The following is a 21,045-nucleotide window of genomic DNA, read 5'->3' on the forward strand; positions in this document are numbered from 1 at the left end:
GACCGAGCGCAACTGTCCGCTTGTCTCCAGGAAACAATAAAAGCTACCATCTGATTGACCGCTCTCAAACAACGGATTGCTCCTCCAGCGGACGCATACGATCCAGGACCGCATCGCCGTCCTGAACGGCTACACCGCGCTCGGCATCCCGGCCACGGAGTCTGTGGGATACGTCTGTCCGGGGAAGGGCCAAAACGCGTCCATCATCTGGTTTATGAAACAGGGCCAGACTGACAGGCAGTCTAATGACTTAGCCGACATAGTCAGTCCGAATTATCTATGGCAGATAAAATGTAGTCGCCTGTTGATCTGCATCTTTTTTCACATTTTTTTGCAAAGACGACGGCCTGCTGTCTATAGAGCGCAGTAACAAAAGGTCTTTCAGCTTCTGAAATACATTCGGTACCATGAAAGACCCCGCTCTGTTGATATTGAGTTTCTGAAATTCCGCCAGTTTGGTCTGTTTCAGTTGCGCCAATGTCCGAATTGAAGTTTCTGCCTTTCTCCGTCGCTTTGTCGGCGTTTGAGGGCTAAGTGCATTTGGATATTACAACGCCATCGGCCAAACCCAAAATCCGTTGTACGCCGAGCACCATCGAACTCGTATTCGCAAACCGTACTTTGGAACCTTCGATGCTGTCCCGGCTAGCCCCGTTTCACAACAGCTGAGACTGACTGTTCCGACGCGTCAACTCTCGGCCTTGATCGCAGCAACCACAATGTCGATTGCGTGGTCCAGATCCGATTGCGAGATGGTCAGCGGCGGCGACAATGTCAGAACGCATCCCTGACTGATCTTATAACTCAAACCAGCCTCCAGACAGGCGTAGTAAATCCGCTCGGCACGCGCATTACCCGGCGTTTTGTCGGCGCGATCATCGACGATTTCGACCCCGAACATCAAACCCCTTCCCCGGATGTCTCCGACGGTGGGAACGTTCTGAAGTTCGTCCAAAAGACGACTAATTGCGTGCTCCCCCAGCGTGGCCGACCGATGAACCAACCCCTCATCTTCGATGATCTGAAGTGTTGTCAAAGCGGCCCGTGCAGTGACCGGGTTCTTTTCGTGCGTGTAATGACCAATGGCAAAATCTCCGCAGACGTCCAGCTGTTTGCGGGCAACACAGGCTGCAATGGGTAGGATACCACCGCCAAGCGCTTTTCCAAGCGTCACAATATCGGGAATGATCTCGTCATGTTCAAAGGCGAACATCCTGCCGGTCTTGCCAAGGCCGGTTGGAATTTCATCCATGATCAATAGCGCGCCGTGACGATTGCACGCCTCGCGCACGGATCTCCAAAACCCCGGTGGTGGCACATAGGGCACTGCGCGCATGGGTTCAGCTATGACCGCCGCCACATCTCCTTCACGCTCCAGAACATATTCGACCATTTTCGCGCAGGCCAACCCGCAGGTTTCCGGTCCCGCGTGATTGTAGGGGCACCGATAACAGGCGAAAGGCGCGACATGTTCAGTACCTGACAAGAGAGGGCCAGCGATATGGCTGCGGAACGTCGCCTCGCCACCGACGCTTGCCGCGCCGAAACCCGCACCATGGAAGGCATCCCAGAAGCTGATCGTTTTGAACCGGCCGGTAGCGGCGCGCGCGATCTTGAGGGCAACCTCGTTGGCGTCAGAACCGCCGGTGGTAAAGAGCATTTTCCCAAGATCGCCAGGCACGATATCTGCCAGTTTTTCCGCCAAATCCACTGCCGGATCATTGGTAAAGCGGCGGGGCGCGAAAGGAAGATCGTCAAGCTGTGCCTTGATTGCGGCTACCAGACGCGGGTGCCCGTAGCCTATGTGATGCACCGAGTTGCCATGGAAATCCATGTACCGGCGACCCTCCATATCTTCGATCCAGATCCCCTCGGCCTTTGCAATAGTGCTGACGCAGGGTGATGACAGAGATTGATGCAGGAACACATCCGCATCGCGTTTGACCAGAGGTGTCGACTTCGGTCCCATGGACTTTCGCAACCATGCCTTGCGCGCTTCGGATGTGTTTGATTCCCCTTCCGTGTGGACAAACTGTGGCATGTCCGCTCCTCGTTTCTGTCATCAAAAGATGCGGGCCCCAAAAGACCCGCCAGTATCAGGGAGGAATTGAGGCGCCCTTCCCGTTTGTGGGGAAAGGACGCAAGGTTTAGTTGGGCCAGGGCAGCGAATAGGTTTTGACGTTGGTGAAGAACTTCATCGCCTCGATAACGCCCTCTTTCACCCCGTTTCCGCTGTCCTTGATGCCGCCAAAGGGTGACATTTCAATGCGGTAACCCGGCTGTTCCCAGATGTTGCAGGTGCCGACATTCAATCCGTTGATAAAGGCGATGGCCCGGTTCAGGTCATTGGTGCATACCCCCGAAGACAGGCCGAACTCGGTCGAATTCGAGATCGCCATCACCTCTTCATCGTTGTCTGGCACGCGTACGATTGGCACGATAGGACCGAAAGTTTCTTCCATCACCAGCTCGCTGTCATGGGGAACCTTGTCGACGACGATAGGCGGCAGCAATGCGCCCTGACGGCCCGGGTGATACAGGATTTCTGCACCCTCTTTTTCAGCCTGAAGAACGCGGTTTTCGAATATCTCTGCGGCTTTATCGTGAATCACGCACCCCAGTTCGGTTTCGGGGTCCTGCGGATCGCCGAATTTGATCTTCTTGGCCTTCTCCAGAACCAGTGGTACGAACTTCTCGGCCACGCTTTCCTGCACGAGGATGCGCTTGACCGCCGTGCACCGCTGACCGGAGTTTCCGGTAGCCCCCGCCACCGCGATTGTTGCGGCCTTGTCCAAATCCGCATCGCTGAGGTCATTCAGAACGATCAGAGGATCGTTACCCCCAAGTTCCAGCGCCTGCCGCTTGTAGACGCCTTTCTCAGCGATCAACTTGCCCACCGGCACACCCCCGGTGAAGGTGATGATGTCGATATGTTCATTGGTGATCATCTCATCGCCAATGTCAGCCGGCCAGCCGGTCACCACTTGGAACATCTCGTGCGGCAGGCCTGCCTCGTAAAGTATGTCGGCCAATGTCAGCGCGGTCAGCGGCGTCAGTTCGGTAGGTTTGCAAACCATGCAATTGTTGGTCGCAATCGATGGCGCGATTTTGTGGCTGACCATATTCAAAGGGTGATTGAACGGAGTGATCGCACTGATTGCTTTCACCGGCTCTCGGGTGGTGAAAATCTTGCGGGCTTTGCCATTGTGGGTCAGATCGCAGGAAAAGATCTCGCCATCGTCCTTTAGCGCCTCAGCCGCCGCAAACTGATAAACATCCTGTGCGCGTTTGGTTTCGTAGATCGCATGCTGGTGGCAGATGCCCAGCTCCAACGTCAGCCATTTCGCAAGATAATCGCGTTTTTTACCGATCAGCTCGCCTGCGCGCTGCAGAATCTGGCTGCGCTCGTACCGGGTCAGTTTAGGTTTGTAATTCGCCGCGACTTCGAAAGCCCTGCGTGCGTGTTCTGCGGTGCCGGCGGGAACATGACCCACAACTTCGTTTGTGTACGGGTAGAGAACGGGAATAGTTTCATCGGTAAAGACGATCTCGCCACCAATCCGCATTCCTTCGTTACGAACTTCGATTTTCGACATGGTCTGGTCTTTCATGGCTTACTGTGCCGCCGCTGTAGTTGCGTAGAAAAAGGCATCAAAGTTGCGCAGCACGGGTTGGTTCGGCAGGTCGATGACACGGTTCACGATGAAGGGAACTTCTTGTTCCGTCAAACCACCATGGCTGCGCAGCGGTTCCTTCAGGGCCGCAAGGTCATGGCGGTGCTCGGACGTGCCGATGCAGATGTTTTCACCAGAAACCATCACAATGTCGCCAATGCGGTCGCCTGGCAATTCGAATTGCTCGATCGCCTCGGCCTTGGTCAGAACATGAGTGATGCCGCTGGTCGCCTTGAGTTTGGCAATGATGTCGCCCTGATCCGCGCCATCCGGCAGATAAGCGGTCGCGAACGAACCCAGTGCACCATGATGCACGACATAGGGGTCAGTGATCGGAAGGATGACTCGTGCCGCATCCTTGCCCAGCCATTCGTCCATCAGATCCTGCACATAGACGACCGAAGGGGATCCATCTGCCAAGTGCTTTGGCTTCATGCCGTGATCAGCCGTCACCACGATGGCGGCCCCCAATGCGTTCAACTCGCCCAGATAGCGGTCAAACATGGCGTAAAAATCCAATGCGCCCTTTTGATCGGGTGCAAACTTGTGCTGGATATAGTCGGTGGTCGACAAATACATGACGTCGGGCTTGAACTCTTTCAGCAGCTTGACGCCAGCAGCAAAAACGAATTCCGACAGCTCGGCCGAGTATACCTCGGGCACAACCATGCCCAACCACTTGCTGGCATTGTCGATGCCATGTTCTTCAAGCGTCGTTTCACCCGAACGCTCAGAAGAGAATGCAACCGCCCTGCCCTCGTCAAACTTCAGCCCGGCACCAAGCAGCGCGCGAAGTTTGTCCTTGGCGGTTACCATCGCCACGCGGAAACCTGCATCATAGAACTGCGAGAAGATGGTCGGCGCGCGCAGGAAGCGGACATCGTTCATCATCACCTCTTCACCAGTATCGGGATCGATAAGGTAGTTGCCGCAGATTCCATGCACGATCGGCGGACGCCCGGTGGCAATCGAAAGATTGTTGGGGTTGGTGAATGACGGGATAACGGAATGCGCCAGTCGGTCCGTACCTTCCTCCCGCATTCGTTTAAGGTTGGGCATCAGCCCTTTCGCAATCGCCACGTCGAGGTATTCTGGTTCGCATCCATCAAGACAGATGGCAATCGCGGGCACCTTCGGCGTCGGGTAGACACGCTCATTTGCTTCGACAGGGGTTTGAATGGTCATCTGTGTTTTCCTTGATGTTTATGCAGCCAACTTGGCGCGTTCTTCCAGTGCCCGGAGAGGGGGAGCAGCGCTTGTCACGCCCATTTCTTCCAGAGATTCTTTTGCAGCGATCACAACTTTACGCATGACATCTTCGTCCATCTGACCGATGCAACCGACGCGGAAACTGTCGACGACGGTCAGCTTGCCCGGGTAGATAATGAACCCTTTGTCCTTCATCAGTTTGTAGAACTGATCGAATACGAACTTCTCATCGGCGGGGCAGAAGAACGTGACGATGATCGGGCTGAGCCAACGATTATCCAGAAGCGTCTCGAAACCCAGTTCACGCATGCCTGCGACCATGACGTCCCGGTTGCGGCTATAGCGGGCGCCGCGACCTGCAACACCTCCTTCAGCGGTGTGCGCTCGAAGCGCCTCGATGAAGGCGGCGACCACATGCGTTGGTGGGGTAAACCGCCACTGGCCCGTTTTATTCATGTGCGCCCATTGGGCATGCACATCCAGAGACAGCGAATGACTGTTGCCTTTTGCGGCTTCCAGCTCGGATTTGCGCGCCACGATGAACCCAAAACCCGGAACGCCCTCGATGCATTTGTTCGCCGAAGACACCATCGCCTCGTATCGGATTTCAGTGGGTTTGAGCTCAATCGCTCCAAATGCGGACATCGAGTCGATCAAAAGCTTGCGCCCGGCCGCATATGTGACCTCTGAAATCTCCTCGACCGGGTTCAGGATGCCCGAACTGGTTTCGCAATGAATGGCGACGACATGCGTGATGTCCGGGTCATCCGCGAGAATGCGCGCCACCTCGTCACCCCTTGGCGGCAGGTAATCGCCCTTGTCCAATACGACATGATCACGACCCAGGTACTGCAGCGTCTGGGCAGAACGCTGCCCATAAGCACCATTGGCCAACACCAGCGCCTTTCCGTCCCGCGGAATAAAGGATGCCAGCATCGCCTCGACAGAAAACGATCCGCTGCCCTGCATCGGCACACAATCAAATTCGTCAGCGCCCTCGCCAAGCAGGTTCAGCAGGCTTGATCGCACCTCCCGCGTCATGGCGCGGAAATCGTCATCCCAGCTTCCCCAATCGCGTAACATGGCCTCTTTGACCGCGTAGGACGTTGTCAAAGGACCGGGTGTCAGAAGGTAGGGTTCGCCAAGTCGCGGTTGCTCAATTTTGGGTATGGATGGCGTCATTACCAGGCTCCAGAACAGCGTTTTCAGGAACACATTTGCAGTAACGGTTGCTATATGTGAAATTGCAATTATCAATCCATTAATAAGCGCAGCCTATGCATTCATATCCAGGAAACCGTTATGCGACACAGCCAGTTGAAAGCTTTTCATTACGTGGCCAAACATGGTGGATTTTCCCGTGCGGCAGAGGCTTTGTATCTGACCCAGCCAGCGATTTCCGAACAGGTTCGAAAACTGGAACAGGATCACGACCTGTTGTTGTTCCAGCGTGAACGAAAACGCGTGAACTTAACGCCCGAAGGCGAACAGCTTTACCGATTCACGAAACAGTATTTCGAGATCGAAGATCAGATTGAGGATTATCTCTCTGAAACCAAAGCCGCGATTGATGGAGAATTAAGAATCATTGCCGATTCAGCGCATCACATGACGTCTTTTCTAGGTTCGTTCCAAAAGAAATACCCGAAAATTACGATCACCGTACGATCCGGCAACACCGAAGAAATTCTGGAGGAGCTTCGGTCTTACAATGCGGAAATCGGTGTTGTTGGCAGCCTGTCTCCTGGCAAGGACATGGACGTATTGAATTTGGGGTCCACTGAAATTGTGGCCTTTGCTGCCCAGGGCGTGCTTTTGGCATCCAAACCGACCTTATCCCTGGAAGAGTTGGCCGAATTGCCCCTGATTTTCAGAGAGCACGGGTCAAAAACACGCGAGAAACTAGAGGATGCAGCCGAGAAACACGGCATCAGATTAAACCCAGCTATCGTTGCAGAAGGCCGAGAGGCCGTTCGCGAGCTTGTTGCCTCGGGTGCGGGTATCGGTTTTGTATCTCAGGCGGAATACGGGCACGATAATCGATTGCAGCAAATCAAATTGAAGGGTGTGAACTTGCAAATGGGTGAAAGCATGATCTCACTTTCCCAGCGTCGCGACGTCAAGATCATACGGGCGTTTATGGACTTTGCTGAGCGGGTGCTTAAGGAGAAAGAAACCCCCGCTGATATGTGACCTGCGGGGCTTTGAGTTTTGTAGGGCTTACCTGCTGCGCCAGGCCTGTGTGCGGGCCAGAATGCCTTTTGACGCAATCAGGTGGACGATCCGGGCGGCTGCGTTGGTGTAGAAGATCATCATGCCCATCGCAGCTGCGGGTGCGATGTCCCCGGCATCATCCATGTTCAGCACCGCGATGGACGCGAGTGTGGTTTTGGGTGAGTAGAGGAACACAACCGCCGACACGGTCGTCATCGCGTTGACGAACAGATAAATCGAGATGTCCAGCACCGCAGGCAGGCAGACCGGCACCGTCACGCGGGCAAACAGCTTCATTGTTGGCTGTTTGAGAGAGGCTGACACCGACTCGAACTCTTTATCCATCTGCTTGAGAGCGGTGACCGCCGTCAGGTGCGATACGGTATAGAAATGCGTCACTGTACAAATCACCAAAATCGCCATGGTGCCGTAGATCGCATTGAACGGATTGGACGGGTTGTTGAAGAAGAAGATATACGACAGCCCCAGAACCATGCCCGGGATGGCCATCGGTAGCATGGCGAACATCTGAAAGATCGACCGCCCGGTTTTGAAACCGTTCGATTTTTCCACCAGATACGCACCGAAGAAGACAACCGTCGTGCCGATCACCGCCGTCAGGAAGGCCAGTTTGATCGAGTTGAAATACGACCCCCAGCCGCCGCCATCCATCTTGTCGAACTGGTAGTTCTTGAGGCTCAGGCTCAGATCGTAGGGCCAGAACTTGATCAGCGCCGCAAACTGACACACGGCCAGAAGACCAACTATGAACAGGCCGATTAAGCTGCAGTAGATCAGGAATATGCGATCGGTTTTCGGGTTTGGCGTTGCCTGATATGGAACCGAACGCGCAGAAAGCAACGCCACCTGCTTGGACTGAACCATCCGGTCGATACCAAAAGCCAGAATTGCGGGGATGACCAGAACCACCGAGACCACGGCGCCCATCTCAAAGTTCTGCTGGCCGATCACCTGTTTGTAGATATCCACGGCAAGCACGTTGAACTGGCCGCCGATCACCTTTGGCAGGCCGAAATCGGTGATCACCAGGTTGAACACGACAAAGGCTGCTGAAATCAGTCCATAGCGCGCGCCGGGTATGGTGACGGTCCAGAATGTCCGCCAGGGGGTTGAGCGCAAGCTGACAGCGGCCTCGTACAACCGCGCATCCGATATCGCAAGCGCGGTCGATATGATCAGGAACGCGTGTGGAAAGGTAAAGAAGACCGATCCGATCACGATGCCTATGGGGCCGTAGATACTGGCACCGAACAGCAACTCCTTGATCATCCCCTGATTGCCGAACAGGTAGACCAGCGCGATGCCCGGCAGCAGCGAGGGAACCAGAATCGGCGCCATCGCGATCAGGCGAAAGACCCCCTTGAACCGCATGCAGCTTCGGTTCAGCGCATAGGCAAACCAGAACGCCAGCGTCACCGTAACGATTGTGCTGACAACCGAAATCCAAAGGGAATTCTTGATCGAGTTGAACAGGGCCGGGGTTGAGAAGTAGTTGATGAAGTTGCCCAGACCCCGCGCTTGAACCGGCCGCATCTGCACCCGGCGGAACGTGTTGGAATCAAGCTCGACCCAATCGGTGCCTTCGTTCAAAGTCGACCCGACCAGAAAGCGCCCGGCCTCCGTCGTGTTCCGCATCTGGTACATGACCGGGCTGCGAAAGCTGAAATCCGGAAAGAACCCGGTCACCGGCAAACGCCCGTCCGAGCCGGTTGTCAGATCGGTGTCGGAATACACCCCCAATTGCCTGTTCAGTTCGTCAGCCGTCAGGATCGTTCCGTCAAACACACCCGCTTCATCACTGACCTGAAACTCATACTGGGACAGCTCGACCCGGTAGGTCGAGAAGGACTTGGAAAGCATCGTGTAAAGCGGCAGCGCCAGTGTCACGATCAGATAGAGCGCGATCACCATCATGCTTCCGCGCATCAGGATGTCATCGCGGCTGAGCCTGGGCCTGATATCCGGTCCGACAGGCAATGTGTCGTGATTGGTCGACATCGTGCTCATGCCGCAGCCTCCGGAAGGTCAAACGCCATCAGGCGGTTCTCGGGAAGCTCGATCACCATGCTGCACCCCTCTTCCAGCTCAAGACGACGCACGGCGTTGATCGAAAAATCCGCGATCAGTTCAGAAGATCCGAACCGCTCGTTGTTCAGGCGGCAACGCCAGAACGAGCCCAGAAACTCCATTTCATCAAGCGTGACCTCGATGCAGTTCCGATTGCCGCCCGTGTCAAGATAACCAGCTTCATGAGGGATGATGTCTTCGGGACGAATGGCTGCGATGACCGGGGTGCCATCATTGAACGTGTGGCTGAGGCAGGCAAAGGTCTTTTCCCCGACGCTCAACCGCCCGCCTTTGGTGACCTGAGATCGGATCTGGTTCATTTCACCGATAAAGTCGGCCACGAACAGGTTGGCCGGTTCGCGGTAGATCTCCGTGGGCGATCCAACTTGTTCAATCACCCCGTGGTTCATCACCACGATGCGGTCGGCCATGGCCAGCGCTTCTTCCTGATCGTGCGTCACCATCACGGTGGTCACACCCAGCTTGCGCTGCAATTCCTTGATCTCATGCCGCAGGTGAACGCGCACCTTGGCGTCCAGCGCCGACAGGGGTTCGTCCAGCAGCAGCAAACCGGGATTGGTTGCAATGGCGCGGGCCAGCGCAATCCTCTGCTGCTGGCCACCGGACAATTGTGCCGGGTATTTCCTGCCCTGATCCGGCAGACCAACAAGGTTCAACAGCTCGCTCACCCGAACTGCGATATCCGACTTGCTGCGGCCCGTGTTTTCAAGGCCAAACGCGATGTTCTTTTCGATCGTCAGGTTCGGGAACAGCGCATAGGACTGAAACACAATCCCGAAATCACGCTCGGACGGGGGCAGGTTGGAGACGTCCTTGCCATCCTGCATAACCGTACCCTTGGTCTGCAGATCCAGCCCGGCAATCGCCCGCAACAAGGTGGTCTTGCCGCAGCCGGACGGGCCAAGGAAACAAATGAATTCACCTTCTTTGATTTCAAGAGAGATGTCCTTGAGTGCCAGAAAGCTGCCGAACGCTTTCCACAAATTCTGGATGCTGAGATACAGTTCACCGGGTGGTGTTTTCTGAAGCACGGGAGAGGTCCTCACATCTGCACCTCGGGCACGACCGATCCTGGCCGGTGCGCGCCGGGTGAGTTGGTTGTGTTGGTGGGAACAAGAGAGTGGCGGGCAGGAGCGGCACAAAAGCCCCTCCTGCCAATGGAATTATTTCGCTTCAGACTTTCCGTCATAGCGAGACTGCCATTCCTTCAGGATTGCCGCGCGATTGTTGGCGGCATACTCGAAATCATTGTTGATCATCGCATCCAGAAGACCTTCTGGGAAGTGTTCAACCGGTTTTGCAACGCCGGGATACGCCACGACCGCATAGCCGGTATTGTACATCTCGTTGGCCTCTTTGGTGACAGTGAAGTCCACCAGCTTCTGCGCGGCTTCCAGATTTGCGGTACCGGCAACGATTGCGGTTGCTTCCATGTCCCAGCCGACGCCTTCCGAAGGCACAATGATTTCCAGCGGTGCACCATCAGCTTTGGACTTCGCCCCACGGAACGCAAAAGAAATACCAATCGGGATCTCGCCCGCCGCCGCCAGTTTGCAAGGCTTCGAGCCGGAATGGGTGTAGCGCGCAATATTCTCGTGCAGCGCATCCATGTATTCCCAGCCACCTTCTTCGCCAAACATTTGAAGCCAGCTGGACACATCAAGGAACCCCGTGCCCGAGGAATTCGGGTTCGGCATGATCACCTGATCCTTGTACATCGGATCAGTCAGGTCCTTCCACGAAGTGGGCGGCTTCAGCCCGGCCTTTTCCGCCTCAACCGTGTTGTAGCAAACCGAGGCAACCCAGGCGTCCATGCCAACCCAGGCAGGCGGGTTGTCACCATCGACGAATTTCGCATCCAGCTTGTCTACGCCAGCCGGGGCATAAGGCTCCAGCATCCCTTCGGATTTCAACAGCAGCAGAGAGGTCGCAGCCAACCCCCAGACCACATCCGCCTGTGGGTTGTCACGCTCAGCCAGCAGCTTCGCGGTGATGATCCCCGTCGAGTCCCGAACCCAGTTGATCTTGATATCAGGGTTACTCTGGTTGAACGTCTCCGCATATCGTGCCAGATCCTCCGCCTCAACGGCGGTGTAAACTGTCAATTCTGTTTCCGATGCCGCTACCGTCGCGGTCAGTGCGCCGACGGCCAAAGCTGCGAGAAATGATGTGGTGTGTTTCATTGTTTTCCTCTGTTGGTGAATTGTTCGACAGGTTCGCCATTCTTGTGCGGCGTTACATTCACATTTTAGCATTGGCATTTTGACAGAATAAGGTGTCAAGAAAAATCGATTATACCTTCAAAACCATAAGCCAGCCCTATGGATCAATTTGACTGTGAATTTCAAAGAGACCAGACAAGGTTTTGCGGGGGAGCGTGAGCAGAAGCGTGAATGGGCAAGACTGGTTCCGCCACAAACATCCCGGAAGACCACTATATCCCAAGTGTTCGGAACTGAACGCGATTTACGCCTACTTGATGTAGTTGCCTAATAAATCAGATGCCTCAATTCTGAACCGATGGCCCTGACTTTTTTGTCAGGACCATCAATTGCGATCGGCATAGGATTAAGTAACGTACAAAGCCTTCAGAATCTAATAGATAGGCATGACATTCCGCCATCCAGTTTTGCACATTCGGTGTTGTTGATTTCTACGACCTCGTAGCCGTTTTTCCGCAACATTTCTGCTGTACGTGGGAACCCAGCCGGGGCCAGCACAAGCTCGTTGAACCGGATCGAGTTCGCAGCTGCTTCCTCACCTTCGGCTACGTGCAAAACGCGGTACCCTTCGAAACATCCTGAATCGTCCAGACGCTTGGTTGAAAGGATGGTTTCCCCATCCAACAGAGAACAATCCGTTTTGAAATGCAGTACACCCGGCGGTGTGAACACTTCACGCACGGTGTGGCCCCATTTCGAAACGATGTCGGTCAGTTCGGCAACACCAGCCGCGTCAGTGCGATCCGAACGCCCAACTAGGATTTCGCGGCCAGTGACCAGGATATCCCCACCTTCGATATGGCCCGGTCCTTTGATACGGTGCACGTCGTCGTAAACCGAGCGAATAGTTGGTTCCATCTCGGCCACTTCCCCCATGCGGCTGGGTGCCCCTGGGCGCATCATAACGGCGCCCTGCGGCAGACAAAGGGTTGTATCCTCGACAAACACTGCATCCGGGAACGTATCCAGCGGTGACAGTTCAATCACCTCGGCACCGGTGCTCTTCAGCGTTGCTACATAGTGTGCGTGTGCCGCCAGCATCCCGTCCAAATCTGGTGTACCGATATCTTCTGCACGCAAACCCATGGTGATGGTTGCAGCCGGGCGGCGCGTAATCGCCCGCGTAAACTGAAAAGTCGGGTCAGTCATTTCCGTTCTCGCTTTTTATGAGGAGTGTGATTGATTAGGTGCGCGGATTTCAACAAGTCGTGGGCCTTCATGGCACTGCGCAGCAGTCAAAGCTTGCGCCACCTCTGCTGCATCCGGCCCGATCCGCCAGAACGGCATCCCGCAGGAGCGGGCCACGCCTTCAAAGTCAGGCGGTGTTGGTTCGCACCCAAGAACGGTCACCCCGACAGCTTGCATCGAGGTCGCAATTTCCTGATAGCCGTGATTGTTCCATATAACGAAAGTAATCGGCAGGTTTTCATCAACTGCGGTCATCAACTCGGGCAGGCTGAACTGTGCCCCACCATCGCCAGAGATACAGAGCACAGATGCATTCGGCGCTGCCAGCGACGCGCCGATCGCTGCGGGTATGCCGTATCCAAGTGCGCCAAACCCGGTCGACGCATTGAACCAACCACCAGGACGATCATGGTCAAAGTAGAGATTGCCCGCGTAGATCGGATAAGTGGAATCGCCTACCATGATCGCGTCTGGAACGGCCCTGCGCATCGCAACGAGAATGTCGTGAAGCGCGCGCATATCCGCACCGATCTCTTCAAAAGCGTCGCGGCGTGCCGCTTTGGCACGTCGTGCGCCGTTCAAGGATGCGGTCGCAGGACCCAAAGCTTCCAATATCGCAGCGGCTACAACGCCTGCATCGCCAACAATTGCGACTTCGGCTTCGTGGCGACGCATTTGGTCGGGGCAGAGGTCGACCCGGATCAGGGACGACATACTGGCGATGTTTCCGGTTGCGTACATGTCAAAGTCCGTTTGCCCCAGTTCAGTTCCCAGCGCCAGTATCGCGTCTGATCCTTCAATCAAATCGCGAACAGCCTGAAGACTTGGGCTTGCCGGCACACTGAGTGGATGACCATACATCAGCCCGCGCGCATTTACGGTCTGCACGACCGGCGCATCCAAACGTTCCGCCAGCAAACGTATTGCCGCGCTTTCCCGACGCGCACCGCCACCGACCAACAGCACCGGAGCCTTGGCTGCGGCCAATCGGCTGACAGCTTTGTCAATTAGCGCCATGTCTTCTGGTTTTTCGGTCAGAGATCCGGGCGCTACCGTTGTTTCAACATACTGATCCCCAGCAATATCCAAGGGAATTTCGATATGCGTCGGCCCCGGGCGTCCCGATTGGAACGGTCGAAAGACCCGATCCATGGCCGGAAGCAAATCATCCGAGCCCTCAACGCGCTCGGACCGCAACGCGACTGTCCGCGCCATCGCCCTCTGATCCGGCAACTCGTGTAAGTGTCCTAAACCTTTACCAAGGCTGGACAGCGTATTCACCCCAGAGACCACAAGCATCGGAACACTATCTGCCCTGGCCTGCCCCATCGCAGTAAGTGTATTTGTCAAACCTGGACCAGTGATAACAAATGCAACGCCGGGCTTGCCGGACACCCTGGCATACCCGTCCGCCATAAACCCCGCGCCCTGTTCGTGCCGGGGGGTGACGTGGCGGATACCAGAGGATACAAGCCCCCGATACAGTTCGACCGTATGTACGCCAGGAATACCAAAGACAGTATCTACGTTGCGCGCAACCAGTTGGGACACCAACGCCTCACCAATGCTTGTCATGCGTTCTCCAACTGCAACTGGTTCGCGTGATTGATGATCCGGTCACAAGCCGCAGCAAAGTCCGCGTCATCCACCGTCAGTGCGATACGCACCCAGTCATCCACTGTGCCGCCAAACGATGTGCCCGGCATTACAGCCACTTTGCCATGTTCCAGCAGGTGAAATGCGTAATCGTTGCCGTTCAGTCCGGTCGCCGAAACGTCGATCATCGCGAACATGCCGGCCTGAGGACGATGAACACGCAGCCGCGTTTCAGTCGACAACCTGTCCTGCAAGATGCGCGCGCGATTGGCAAAGCGTTGCGCCATCCCTGCCGCGACATCCGATCCCTCGCGAATGGCCATTTCGGTCATGTCCGCGATGAAGGGTTGATTGCCGAAAAGCATGGTCTCAGACAGAGGCAAAAGGCGTTCTGCAAATGTCTCGGGGCCGATACACCATCCGCTGCGGAATCCAGGGGCGGCATGCGATTTTGATATGGATGACACCACAATGACCCGATCAGACAACTCTGGCAGGGACAGGGGCGAAACAAATTCGTTTCCGTCGAAAACCAACTCTTCATAGACCTCATCTGAAATGATCCAGAGATCATGATCGATGGCCAGCTGCCCGATAGCATTCAGATCTGCCTTAGTTAGGATCGAACCCGTCGGGTTGTGTGGCGTTGTGAGCAATATGGCAGAGGTTTTCGGGGTGATGCGAGCGGCGATGTCATCGGCAGCAATCCGAAAGCCGTTCTCCGGTCGCAGAGGAACAGGCACGACGTCTGCCCCACTGGCGCGGATTACACCTTGATAGGTCGCATACATCGGATCACCTACCAGCACTTCACAACCGGTTTCCGCAACACCCATTAGTACGGCATAAAGCGCAGTTTGGGTCCCTGGGAAACACAACACTTGCAAATCGGAAATCGCCCGGCCGGACCTATCGGAGTAGCGCTCTGCCAATGCTGCACGCAGCCCGGCTTCACCGCGTCCACTCGAGTAGGTCGTTCGACCCTGATGCAGGGCGTTCACAGCCGCGTCCACAAGTCTGGTAGGTGCTGGAACGTCAGGCTCACCGATCGTCAATTCGATGATGTCCTGCCCTTCTGCAACACGGCGTTGAGCTGTGAGATGCACTTCCCACTTTGCGCCACCCAACCCGGACAGGCGTTCGGTTATCGCTGTTTCTTTCATCTTCAATCCTACTCAATAACCGTTAAGTCCAAACCGATGATTGATCCGACTGAGTCGAGCCCAATCTCTGGCAATTCGCCCGCTTTGAAAGCGCTTGGCAGGGCGCCACCTTCCATCCACAGTCCGTCGATCACCGCGTTGCAAGCGATGGCCATTCGTCTTAGGTGGCAGCTTTTTGGGGGCATACCCGCCTCTTGCAGAGCATCTGAAATATGCGCTTCTAGCCGATCACGGAAATCACGGTAGGTCTGCTCGTGGATCTCCTGCATTTTGGTATCTTTGCGCGTTTTATTCAGAAACCCCGCCCACAGACAAACCCAGTCCGGGTCGACCACGGGATGGGTCAACCCGGTCACTACAAACGTCGCCAGCCGTGATCTGGCGGAGTCATTTGGTTCAGCACTTTGCGCGGCAGTCATGGCGGTCATTCGCCGCATATGATAGTCGTAAGCTGCTGTAATCAGGTCTTCTTTCGAAGAAAAATGATGCCGGATCAGACCCTGAGTCACATTCGCCCGATCAGCAATCGCCCGAACGGTTGCCCCTTGCAAACCCTGCTCGGCAATCAAAGACAACGTAGCCTCAATCAACGACTCTTTACGCTGCTCTGCTGGTTCGCGCCTAAATTTTGTTACGTGATCCGGCATTATTCTTTCCAGATATTACAATTATACAGTTGCATAATTGTGGGGAATCGCTAAAGCTGCAAGGAAAAAATGGTGGATAGGGATGGAAACAACAAATGAACGTTGACCCCGAGACCAAGCCGGATGAGGCCATTCGGGTCATTGACTTGCACAAGTCTTTTGGCTCGCTTGAGGTTCTCAAGGGCGTTTCGCTCACTGCCCATCAGGGTGATGTCGTCGCCATCATCGGAGGCAGCGGTTCCGGAAAATCCACGTTCCTTCGTTGCATCAACTTCCTTGAAACGCCTAGCTCTGGCGAGATCGTTGTAAACGGTGAAACGATCGCGATGCGCCCTGACGGGTTGCCCAAAGACCGGCGTCAGCTTGAGCGTATCCGCACGCGGCTGGCGATGGTATTCCAGGCCTTCAACCTCTGGACTCATCGCACCTTGTTGGAAAACGTCATCGAAGTGCCCGTTCACGTTTTGAAAGTGCCGCGTGACCAGGCAATCAAACGGGCGCATCAACTGCTGGAGCGCGTGGGTTTGGGCGACAAGGCCGACACCTTCCCTTCGTTCCTTTCAGGTGGTCAGCAGCAACGTGCAGCGATTGCGCGCGCGCTGGCGGTCGATCCCAGTGTGATGTTGTTTGACGAACCCACCAGCGCACTGGATCCCGAACTGGTCGGCGAGGTATTGACCGTCATTCGGGATCTCGCCGCCGAGGGCCGGACCATGCTGATAGTGACCCATGAGATGAAGTTTGCGCGTGAGGTTGCGACCCACGTTGTGTATCTTTTCGAAGGAAAAATCGAGGAACAGGGGCCACCTGACGAGCTTTTTGATAATCCTAAATCCGCTCGGCTGAAGCAATTCCTGAAATCAGTCGGCTGAGTAAACAAAATCATGACAGGGAGACTAAAATGATAAAAAGAAACCTAATTGCAGCAGGTGTGGCTGCGACAATGCTCAGCGCCGGAACGGCCAGTGCAGAAGAAGTAAAAATCGGGATTGCCGCCGAACCCTACCCCCCATTTGCCTCACTCGATTCCTCGGGCACCTGGGTCGGCTGGGAAATCGAGGTGATTGACGCGGTTTGTTCCGCGGCCGAGCTTGACTGCGTGATCACACCGGTTGCCTGGGACGGCATCATCCCGTCGCTGACCGGTCAGCAAATCGACGCTCTGATGGCGTCGATGTCGATCACCGAAGAGCGCCTGAAAACCATCGATTTCAGCGATCCCTACTACAACACACCGGCAGTGATCGTCGCCGACAAGTCGATGGACATCGAACCAACGCCGGAATCTCTGGCTGGCAAGATCATCGGCGTGCAGGCATCAACCATCCACCAGGCCTATGCGAACGAACACTTCAAAGATGCCGCAGAAATCCGAGTTTACCAAACCCAGGACGAGGCCAATCAGGACTTGTTCGCCGGTCGGATCGACGCGATTCAAGCGGACAGCATTGCCATGGCTGACTTTGTCGCAACCGACACCGGTGCCTGCTGCGAAATCAAGGGCCCGGTTGCGAACGACGTGGCAATTCTGGGCCGTGGCGTCGGCGCCGGTGTTCGCAAGGGTGACGACGCGCTGCGTGAAAAACTGAATGCGGGAATCGCGGCAATTCTTGCCGACGGTACGCATGAGGAAATTACCTCGCGCTATTTCACGACCAGCATCTACAGCGAATAAGCTTCGTCGTGGAAGCGCTCCTCGAAAGCCTGGGGCTTGCCCAAAGCTTGGAGCTGCTGTCCCTAACCCCTCCGGGTTGGGGCGGTAATCTCCTGCGTGGCCTCGTTCACTCGTTGCAGATCGCACTTGGCGCGTTCGGTTTCGGACTGATCATCGGGCTTTTCGGGGCCTATGGGAAACTATATGGCGGACCGGTCACCCGCGACCTTCTCGCCATATACACAACCGTGATGCGCGCCGTACCTGAACTGGTGCTTATCCTGATCCTCTACTATGTAGGGACCGACCTGATCAATCAGGCCGCACAGGCAATGGGTTATGGCCGGGTTGAAATCAGCGGCGTTGTAGCTGGTATCTGGGTATTGGGCATCGTTCAGGGGGCTTATGCGACCGAAGTGTTGCGCGGGGCTATCCAGGCGGTACCCTCAGGGCAGATTGAGGCGGCGCGATCCTTTGGTATGCCGCCATTCATGCTTATGCGGCGTGTCACGATCCCCGCGATGATGTCCTTTGCCACACCGGGGCTGGCCAATCTTTGGCTGATCGCCACCAAAGACACTGCTTTGCTTGCCATCGTTGGTTTCAGCGAACTAACGCTGGAAACACGCCAGGCCGCTGCAAGCACGCGCGCATATTTCACGTTCTTCCTTGCTGCCGGTGCGCTTTATTTGATCGTCACCCTGTGTTCCGGCGTCGTGTTTGGCCGGATCGAGAAATGGGCCCGCCGCGGGCAACCTTCGTTGAAGGTAGCAAGCCGATGATGAACTGGCGGGCACTCATGCAACCGCACCGGATCGTGCTGATGGCCCTGTTTGCGGCGTTCGTAATCTGGTGCGCACTCTCGTTACGATGGGATTGGATTCCGACCTATGCACCGCTGGCTCTGGAAGGTTTGTGGAGAACCATCTGGCTGCTTGTCGTCACCACAGTGCTCGGGTTTCTACTGGCGATCCCGCTTGGCCTCGCGCAGGCGATTGGGCCCTGGTATCTGTCGGTCCCGGCGCGCGTGTTTTGCACCATCATTCGAGGCACGCCGATCCTCTTACAAATTTGGCTTTTGTACTACGGGCTTGGATCACTCTTCCCTCAAGTCCCTTGGATTCGCGGCAGTGAACTGTGGCCCTATCTAAGGCAGGCCTGGCCCTATGCAGTTTTGGCTCTTACCCTATCCTACGCAGGCTATGAGGGCGAGATCATGCGCGGCGCATTCGCCAGTGTAAAAAAAGGCCAGCTTGAAGCGGCGCAGTCCTTTGGCATGCCGCGCTTTACGATGTTTCGCAGGATCTGGCTTCCTCAAGCTATTCGCAGTGTATTGCCGACGCTCGGTGGCGAGACCATCCTGCAGCTAAAGGCAACCCCGCTGGTCGCGACCATTACCGTGGTTGAAATTTACGCCGTGTCTTCCAGAGTTCGAGCGGATACGTTCGTGGTATACGAGCCGCTTTTGCTGTTGGCGCTAATTTACCTGATCATCGCGGGCCTCATTTCTCTGCTGTTCCGGCACATAGAGTTGCAGGTGCCCGCACGGTAACCCAGCCTTAAAAACAGTGAACCAAAAATTGCTGCATTCACAACAAGTGCAGACACAAACAACGCAACCTGCTGAGAGCGCAGCGCGAATTTTGTGACTGGGTTTTACCTCCTGGTTCAGGTGCGAAGCCTCAGCCTGATCGAAAATGCTGCGCCAGAAAATCAATCAACGCGCGCACCCGGGCCGTCAGGTGACGATTGGGTGGATAGAGTGCATAGAGGCCGAAGTTTTCCGTTTCATAGTCCTGAAACAAGTGCTCCAGGGCACCCTCTTCCAGACTGCGGGCAATCACATAGTGCGGGCAACGCGCGATACCCAGCCCGGCAATCGCCATGTTGGCAATCGCCGCCGGGGCATTGGCATGAAACATCCCGGCCACCTTGACCGCAATATCCCTTGTCCCAGCTCGAAACCTCCATGCTGTTGCGTCAGCCGGATTTTCGTCAATCAGGCAGTTATGTGTAGCCAGTGCCATCGGATCACCCGGACGGCCCCTTTTCGCCAGATAATCAGGCGACGCGCAAACGATCAGCGGCATGTTCGACAGCTTCCGCGCAATCAGGGTCGAATCCCGCAACACTCCGATCCGAATGGCAAGATCGAACCCCTCTTCAACAAGCGCCACGCGCGAGTCCGATAGTTTCAGGTCAATATCGACCTTGGGATGCGCCCGCAGGAACAAGGCCAAAGCCTGTGTCAGGTTGATGCTGCCGAACCCGGTTGGTGCGGTTATTCGGATCGGCCCGGCCAGCGCCGATTGCCGTTCCTGAACAAGGTCCTCCAATTCGTCGATTTGTTCCACGATCGGACGACAGCGTTCAAGGTACGCGATGCCGACGTCCGTCAACGAAACGCTTCTGGTTGTCCGGTTGAACAACTGCGTCGAAAGTTTTGCCTCCAACTGGGCAACATACTTGCTGACCAGTCTTGTAGACAGGCCCAGCCGCCGCCCCGCGGCGGTGAACGAGCCGTCATGAGCAACCGCCATAAATGCCCGCATCGTGTCAATTGTATCCAACGCAGCGCTCCTTCGTCAGGTTGATGTATGCCCTATTATACCCAATTCGTTCATAGTTACTGAATGAAATGCAGGATTATAACTGGAAATGGTTTTGCCATGTTCTAGCCAGTGATCGCTGACCCACATCGTCAGCTCACTCCCAAGAAACTCCTCCGAAAGGAAGCAGACATGCCAAACGCCATCCGAATCCACCGTCATCCATTGTCCGGGCATTCACACCGGGTGGAACTATTCGCCAAGCTTGGCGGCATCAATCACGATTTGATCGATGTCGACCTGCTGTCTGGCGAACACAAGAAAGAGCCGTTTCTTTCCCTGAACCCTGCCGGACAGGTGCCGGTGATTGAGGACGGTGAAATTATGATCGCCGACTCCAATTCTATCCTCGTGTACCTTGCGCGGAAATACGCGCCTGACTGGTTGCCGACTGACCCGGTGCGCGAGGCGGAGGTTCAGAAGTTCTTGTCGCTGGCCGCAGGCGACATTGCCTACGGCCCAGCGGCAGCGCGATTGATCACCGTCTTTGGTGCTCAACTGGATGCAGAACGTGCCAAGGCCATCGCCAAATCCGCCTTTGACCGGCTTGAGGCGCATTTGAACGGACGCGACTGGCTGGTCGGAACCAGCCCATCCATCGCTGATGTCGCGATCTACAGCTATACGGCCCATGCGCCTGAGGGGAATGTTTCACTGGATGATTATCCCAATATCCGCGCCCTACTGGCCCGGGTTGAGGCGTTGCCCGGCTTTGTGGCCATGCAAAGCACCAAGGTCGGCCTCGCCGCCTGACACCAAC

At 55.7% G+C, this 21,045-nt stretch carries 18 protein-coding genes; 6 read left to right on the plus strand and 12 right to left on the minus strand.

Annotated features, from left to right (window positions below; genetic code table 11):
* Nucleotides 1–688: 688 nt before the first annotated feature.
* The 4 genes from pbfA to AC2FND_RS12480 all read right to left on the minus strand — a co-directional run bounded on the left by pbfA (nt 689) and on the right by AC2FND_RS12480 (nt 6,065).
* Entirely contained in the window at nt 689–2,041 is a 1,353-nt protein-coding gene (pbfA, locus tag AC2FND_RS12465; RefSeq protein WP_496770044.1) for a (R)-1-hydroxy-2-aminoethylphosphonate ammonia-lyase, read from the minus strand.
* A 106-nt stretch (nt 2,042–2,147) separates the two neighbouring features.
* A complete protein-coding gene (phnY, locus tag AC2FND_RS12470; protein ID WP_496770045.1) occupies nt 2,148–3,611 on the minus strand; it encodes a phosphonoacetaldehyde dehydrogenase in 1,464 nt (487 codons plus the stop codon).
* A gap of 3 nt (nt 3,612–3,614) precedes the next feature.
* A complete protein-coding gene (gene phnA / locus AC2FND_RS12475; protein WP_496770047.1) occupies nt 3,615–4,859 on the minus strand; it encodes a phosphonoacetate hydrolase in 1,245 nt (414 codons plus the stop codon).
* 18 nt (nt 4,860–4,877) lie between these two features.
* A complete protein-coding gene (locus tag AC2FND_RS12480) occupies nt 4,878–6,065 on the minus strand; it encodes a 2-aminoethylphosphonate--pyruvate transaminase (protein WP_496770049.1) in 1,188 nt (395 codons plus the stop codon).
* A gap of 120 nt (nt 6,066–6,185) precedes the next feature.
* On the opposite strand from AC2FND_RS12480, the gene AC2FND_RS12485 reads away from it, so the two are divergent.
* Entirely contained in the window at nt 6,186–7,076 is an 891-nt protein-coding gene (locus tag AC2FND_RS12485; protein ID WP_496770050.1) for a LysR substrate-binding domain-containing protein, read from the plus strand.
* A gap of 27 nt (nt 7,077–7,103) precedes the next feature.
* Here AC2FND_RS12485 and AC2FND_RS12490 read toward each other — a convergent pair whose 3' ends face one another.
* The 7 genes from AC2FND_RS12490 to AC2FND_RS12520 form a co-directional block, all read right to left on the minus strand.
* Nucleotides 7,104–9,125, minus strand: a complete 2,022-nt coding sequence (locus AC2FND_RS12490) for a putative 2-aminoethylphosphonate ABC transporter permease subunit (protein ID WP_496770051.1) — start codon at nt 9,123–9,125, stop codon at nt 7,104–7,106.
* The gene (locus tag AC2FND_RS12495) at nt 9,122–10,237 is read right to left on the minus strand and encodes a putative 2-aminoethylphosphonate ABC transporter ATP-binding protein (RefSeq protein ID WP_267365559.1); all 1,116 of its coding nucleotides are present in this window, start codon (nt 10,235–10,237) and stop codon (nt 9,122–9,124) included. The genes AC2FND_RS12490 and AC2FND_RS12495 overlap by 4 nt, the downstream gene beginning before the upstream one ends.
* 132 nt (nt 10,238–10,369) lie before the next feature.
* Nucleotides 10,370–11,389 carry a putative 2-aminoethylphosphonate ABC transporter substrate-binding protein gene (locus AC2FND_RS12500; RefSeq protein ID WP_496770053.1) on the minus strand — a complete coding sequence of 340 codons (1,020 nt, stop codon included), beginning with the start codon at nt 11,387–11,389 and terminating at the stop codon, nt 10,370–10,372.
* Nucleotides 11,390–11,794: 405 nt separating this feature from the next.
* Nucleotides 11,795–12,577 (minus strand): dimethylarginine dimethylaminohydrolase family protein, encoded by a 783-nt coding sequence (locus AC2FND_RS12505; protein ID WP_496770055.1) that lies wholly within the window; start codon nt 12,575–12,577, stop codon nt 11,795–11,797.
* A 15-nt stretch (nt 12,578–12,592) separates the two neighbouring features.
* The gene (locus AC2FND_RS12510; RefSeq protein ID WP_496770057.1) at nt 12,593–14,191 is read right to left on the minus strand and encodes a 5-guanidino-2-oxopentanoate decarboxylase; all 1,599 of its coding nucleotides are present in this window, start codon (nt 14,189–14,191) and stop codon (nt 12,593–12,595) included.
* Nucleotides 14,188–15,375 carry a pyridoxal phosphate-dependent aminotransferase gene (locus AC2FND_RS12515; protein ID WP_496770059.1) on the minus strand — a complete coding sequence of 396 codons (1,188 nt, stop codon included), beginning with the start codon at nt 15,373–15,375 and terminating at the stop codon, nt 14,188–14,190. Before AC2FND_RS12515 ends, AC2FND_RS12510 begins: the two co-directional genes overlap by 4 nt.
* Before the next feature lie 8 nt (nt 15,376–15,383).
* Nucleotides 15,384–16,022: a TetR/AcrR family transcriptional regulator gene (locus AC2FND_RS12520; protein ID WP_209506803.1), complete on the minus strand. Its 639-nt coding sequence runs from the start codon at nt 16,020–16,022 to the stop codon at nt 15,384–15,386.
* A gap of 95 nt (nt 16,023–16,117) precedes the next feature.
* Between AC2FND_RS12520 and AC2FND_RS12525 the strand changes: the two genes are divergently transcribed.
* The 4 genes from AC2FND_RS12525 to AC2FND_RS12540 are packed head-to-tail and all read left to right on the plus strand — an operon-like array spanning nt 16,118 to nt 19,228.
* Nucleotides 16,118–16,894 (plus strand): ABC transporter ATP-binding protein, encoded by a 777-nt coding sequence (locus AC2FND_RS12525; protein ID WP_480508214.1) that lies wholly within the window; start codon nt 16,118–16,120, stop codon nt 16,892–16,894.
* Between the two features lie 29 nt (nt 16,895–16,923).
* Nucleotides 16,924–17,697, plus strand: a complete 774-nt coding sequence (locus AC2FND_RS12530; protein WP_496770060.1) for a transporter substrate-binding domain-containing protein — start codon at nt 16,924–16,926, stop codon at nt 17,695–17,697.
* 8 nt (nt 17,698–17,705) lie between these two features.
* Entirely contained in the window at nt 17,706–18,458 is a 753-nt protein-coding gene (locus AC2FND_RS12535; protein WP_496770061.1) for an ABC transporter permease, read from the plus strand.
* A complete protein-coding gene (locus AC2FND_RS12540) occupies nt 18,455–19,228 on the plus strand; it encodes an ABC transporter permease (protein WP_209506799.1) in 774 nt (257 codons plus the stop codon). Before AC2FND_RS12535 ends, AC2FND_RS12540 begins: the two co-directional genes overlap by 4 nt.
* Before the next feature lie 130 nt (nt 19,229–19,358).
* Here the strand turns inward: AC2FND_RS12540 and AC2FND_RS12545 are convergent, their stop codons facing one another.
* Complete coding sequence (locus tag AC2FND_RS12545) at nt 19,359–20,246, minus strand: LysR family transcriptional regulator (protein ID WP_496770062.1); 888 nt, start codon at nt 20,244–20,246, stop codon at nt 19,359–19,361.
* Nucleotides 20,247–20,417: 171 nt separating this feature from the next.
* Between AC2FND_RS12545 and AC2FND_RS12550 the strand changes: the two genes are divergently transcribed.
* Complete coding sequence (locus AC2FND_RS12550) at nt 20,418–21,038, plus strand: glutathione S-transferase family protein (protein ID WP_496770063.1); 621 nt, start codon at nt 20,418–20,420, stop codon at nt 21,036–21,038.
* Nucleotides 21,039–21,045 lie beyond the last annotated feature (7 nt).

The sequence above is a fragment of the Ruegeria sp. BHSB056 genome, assembly GCF_059613305.1.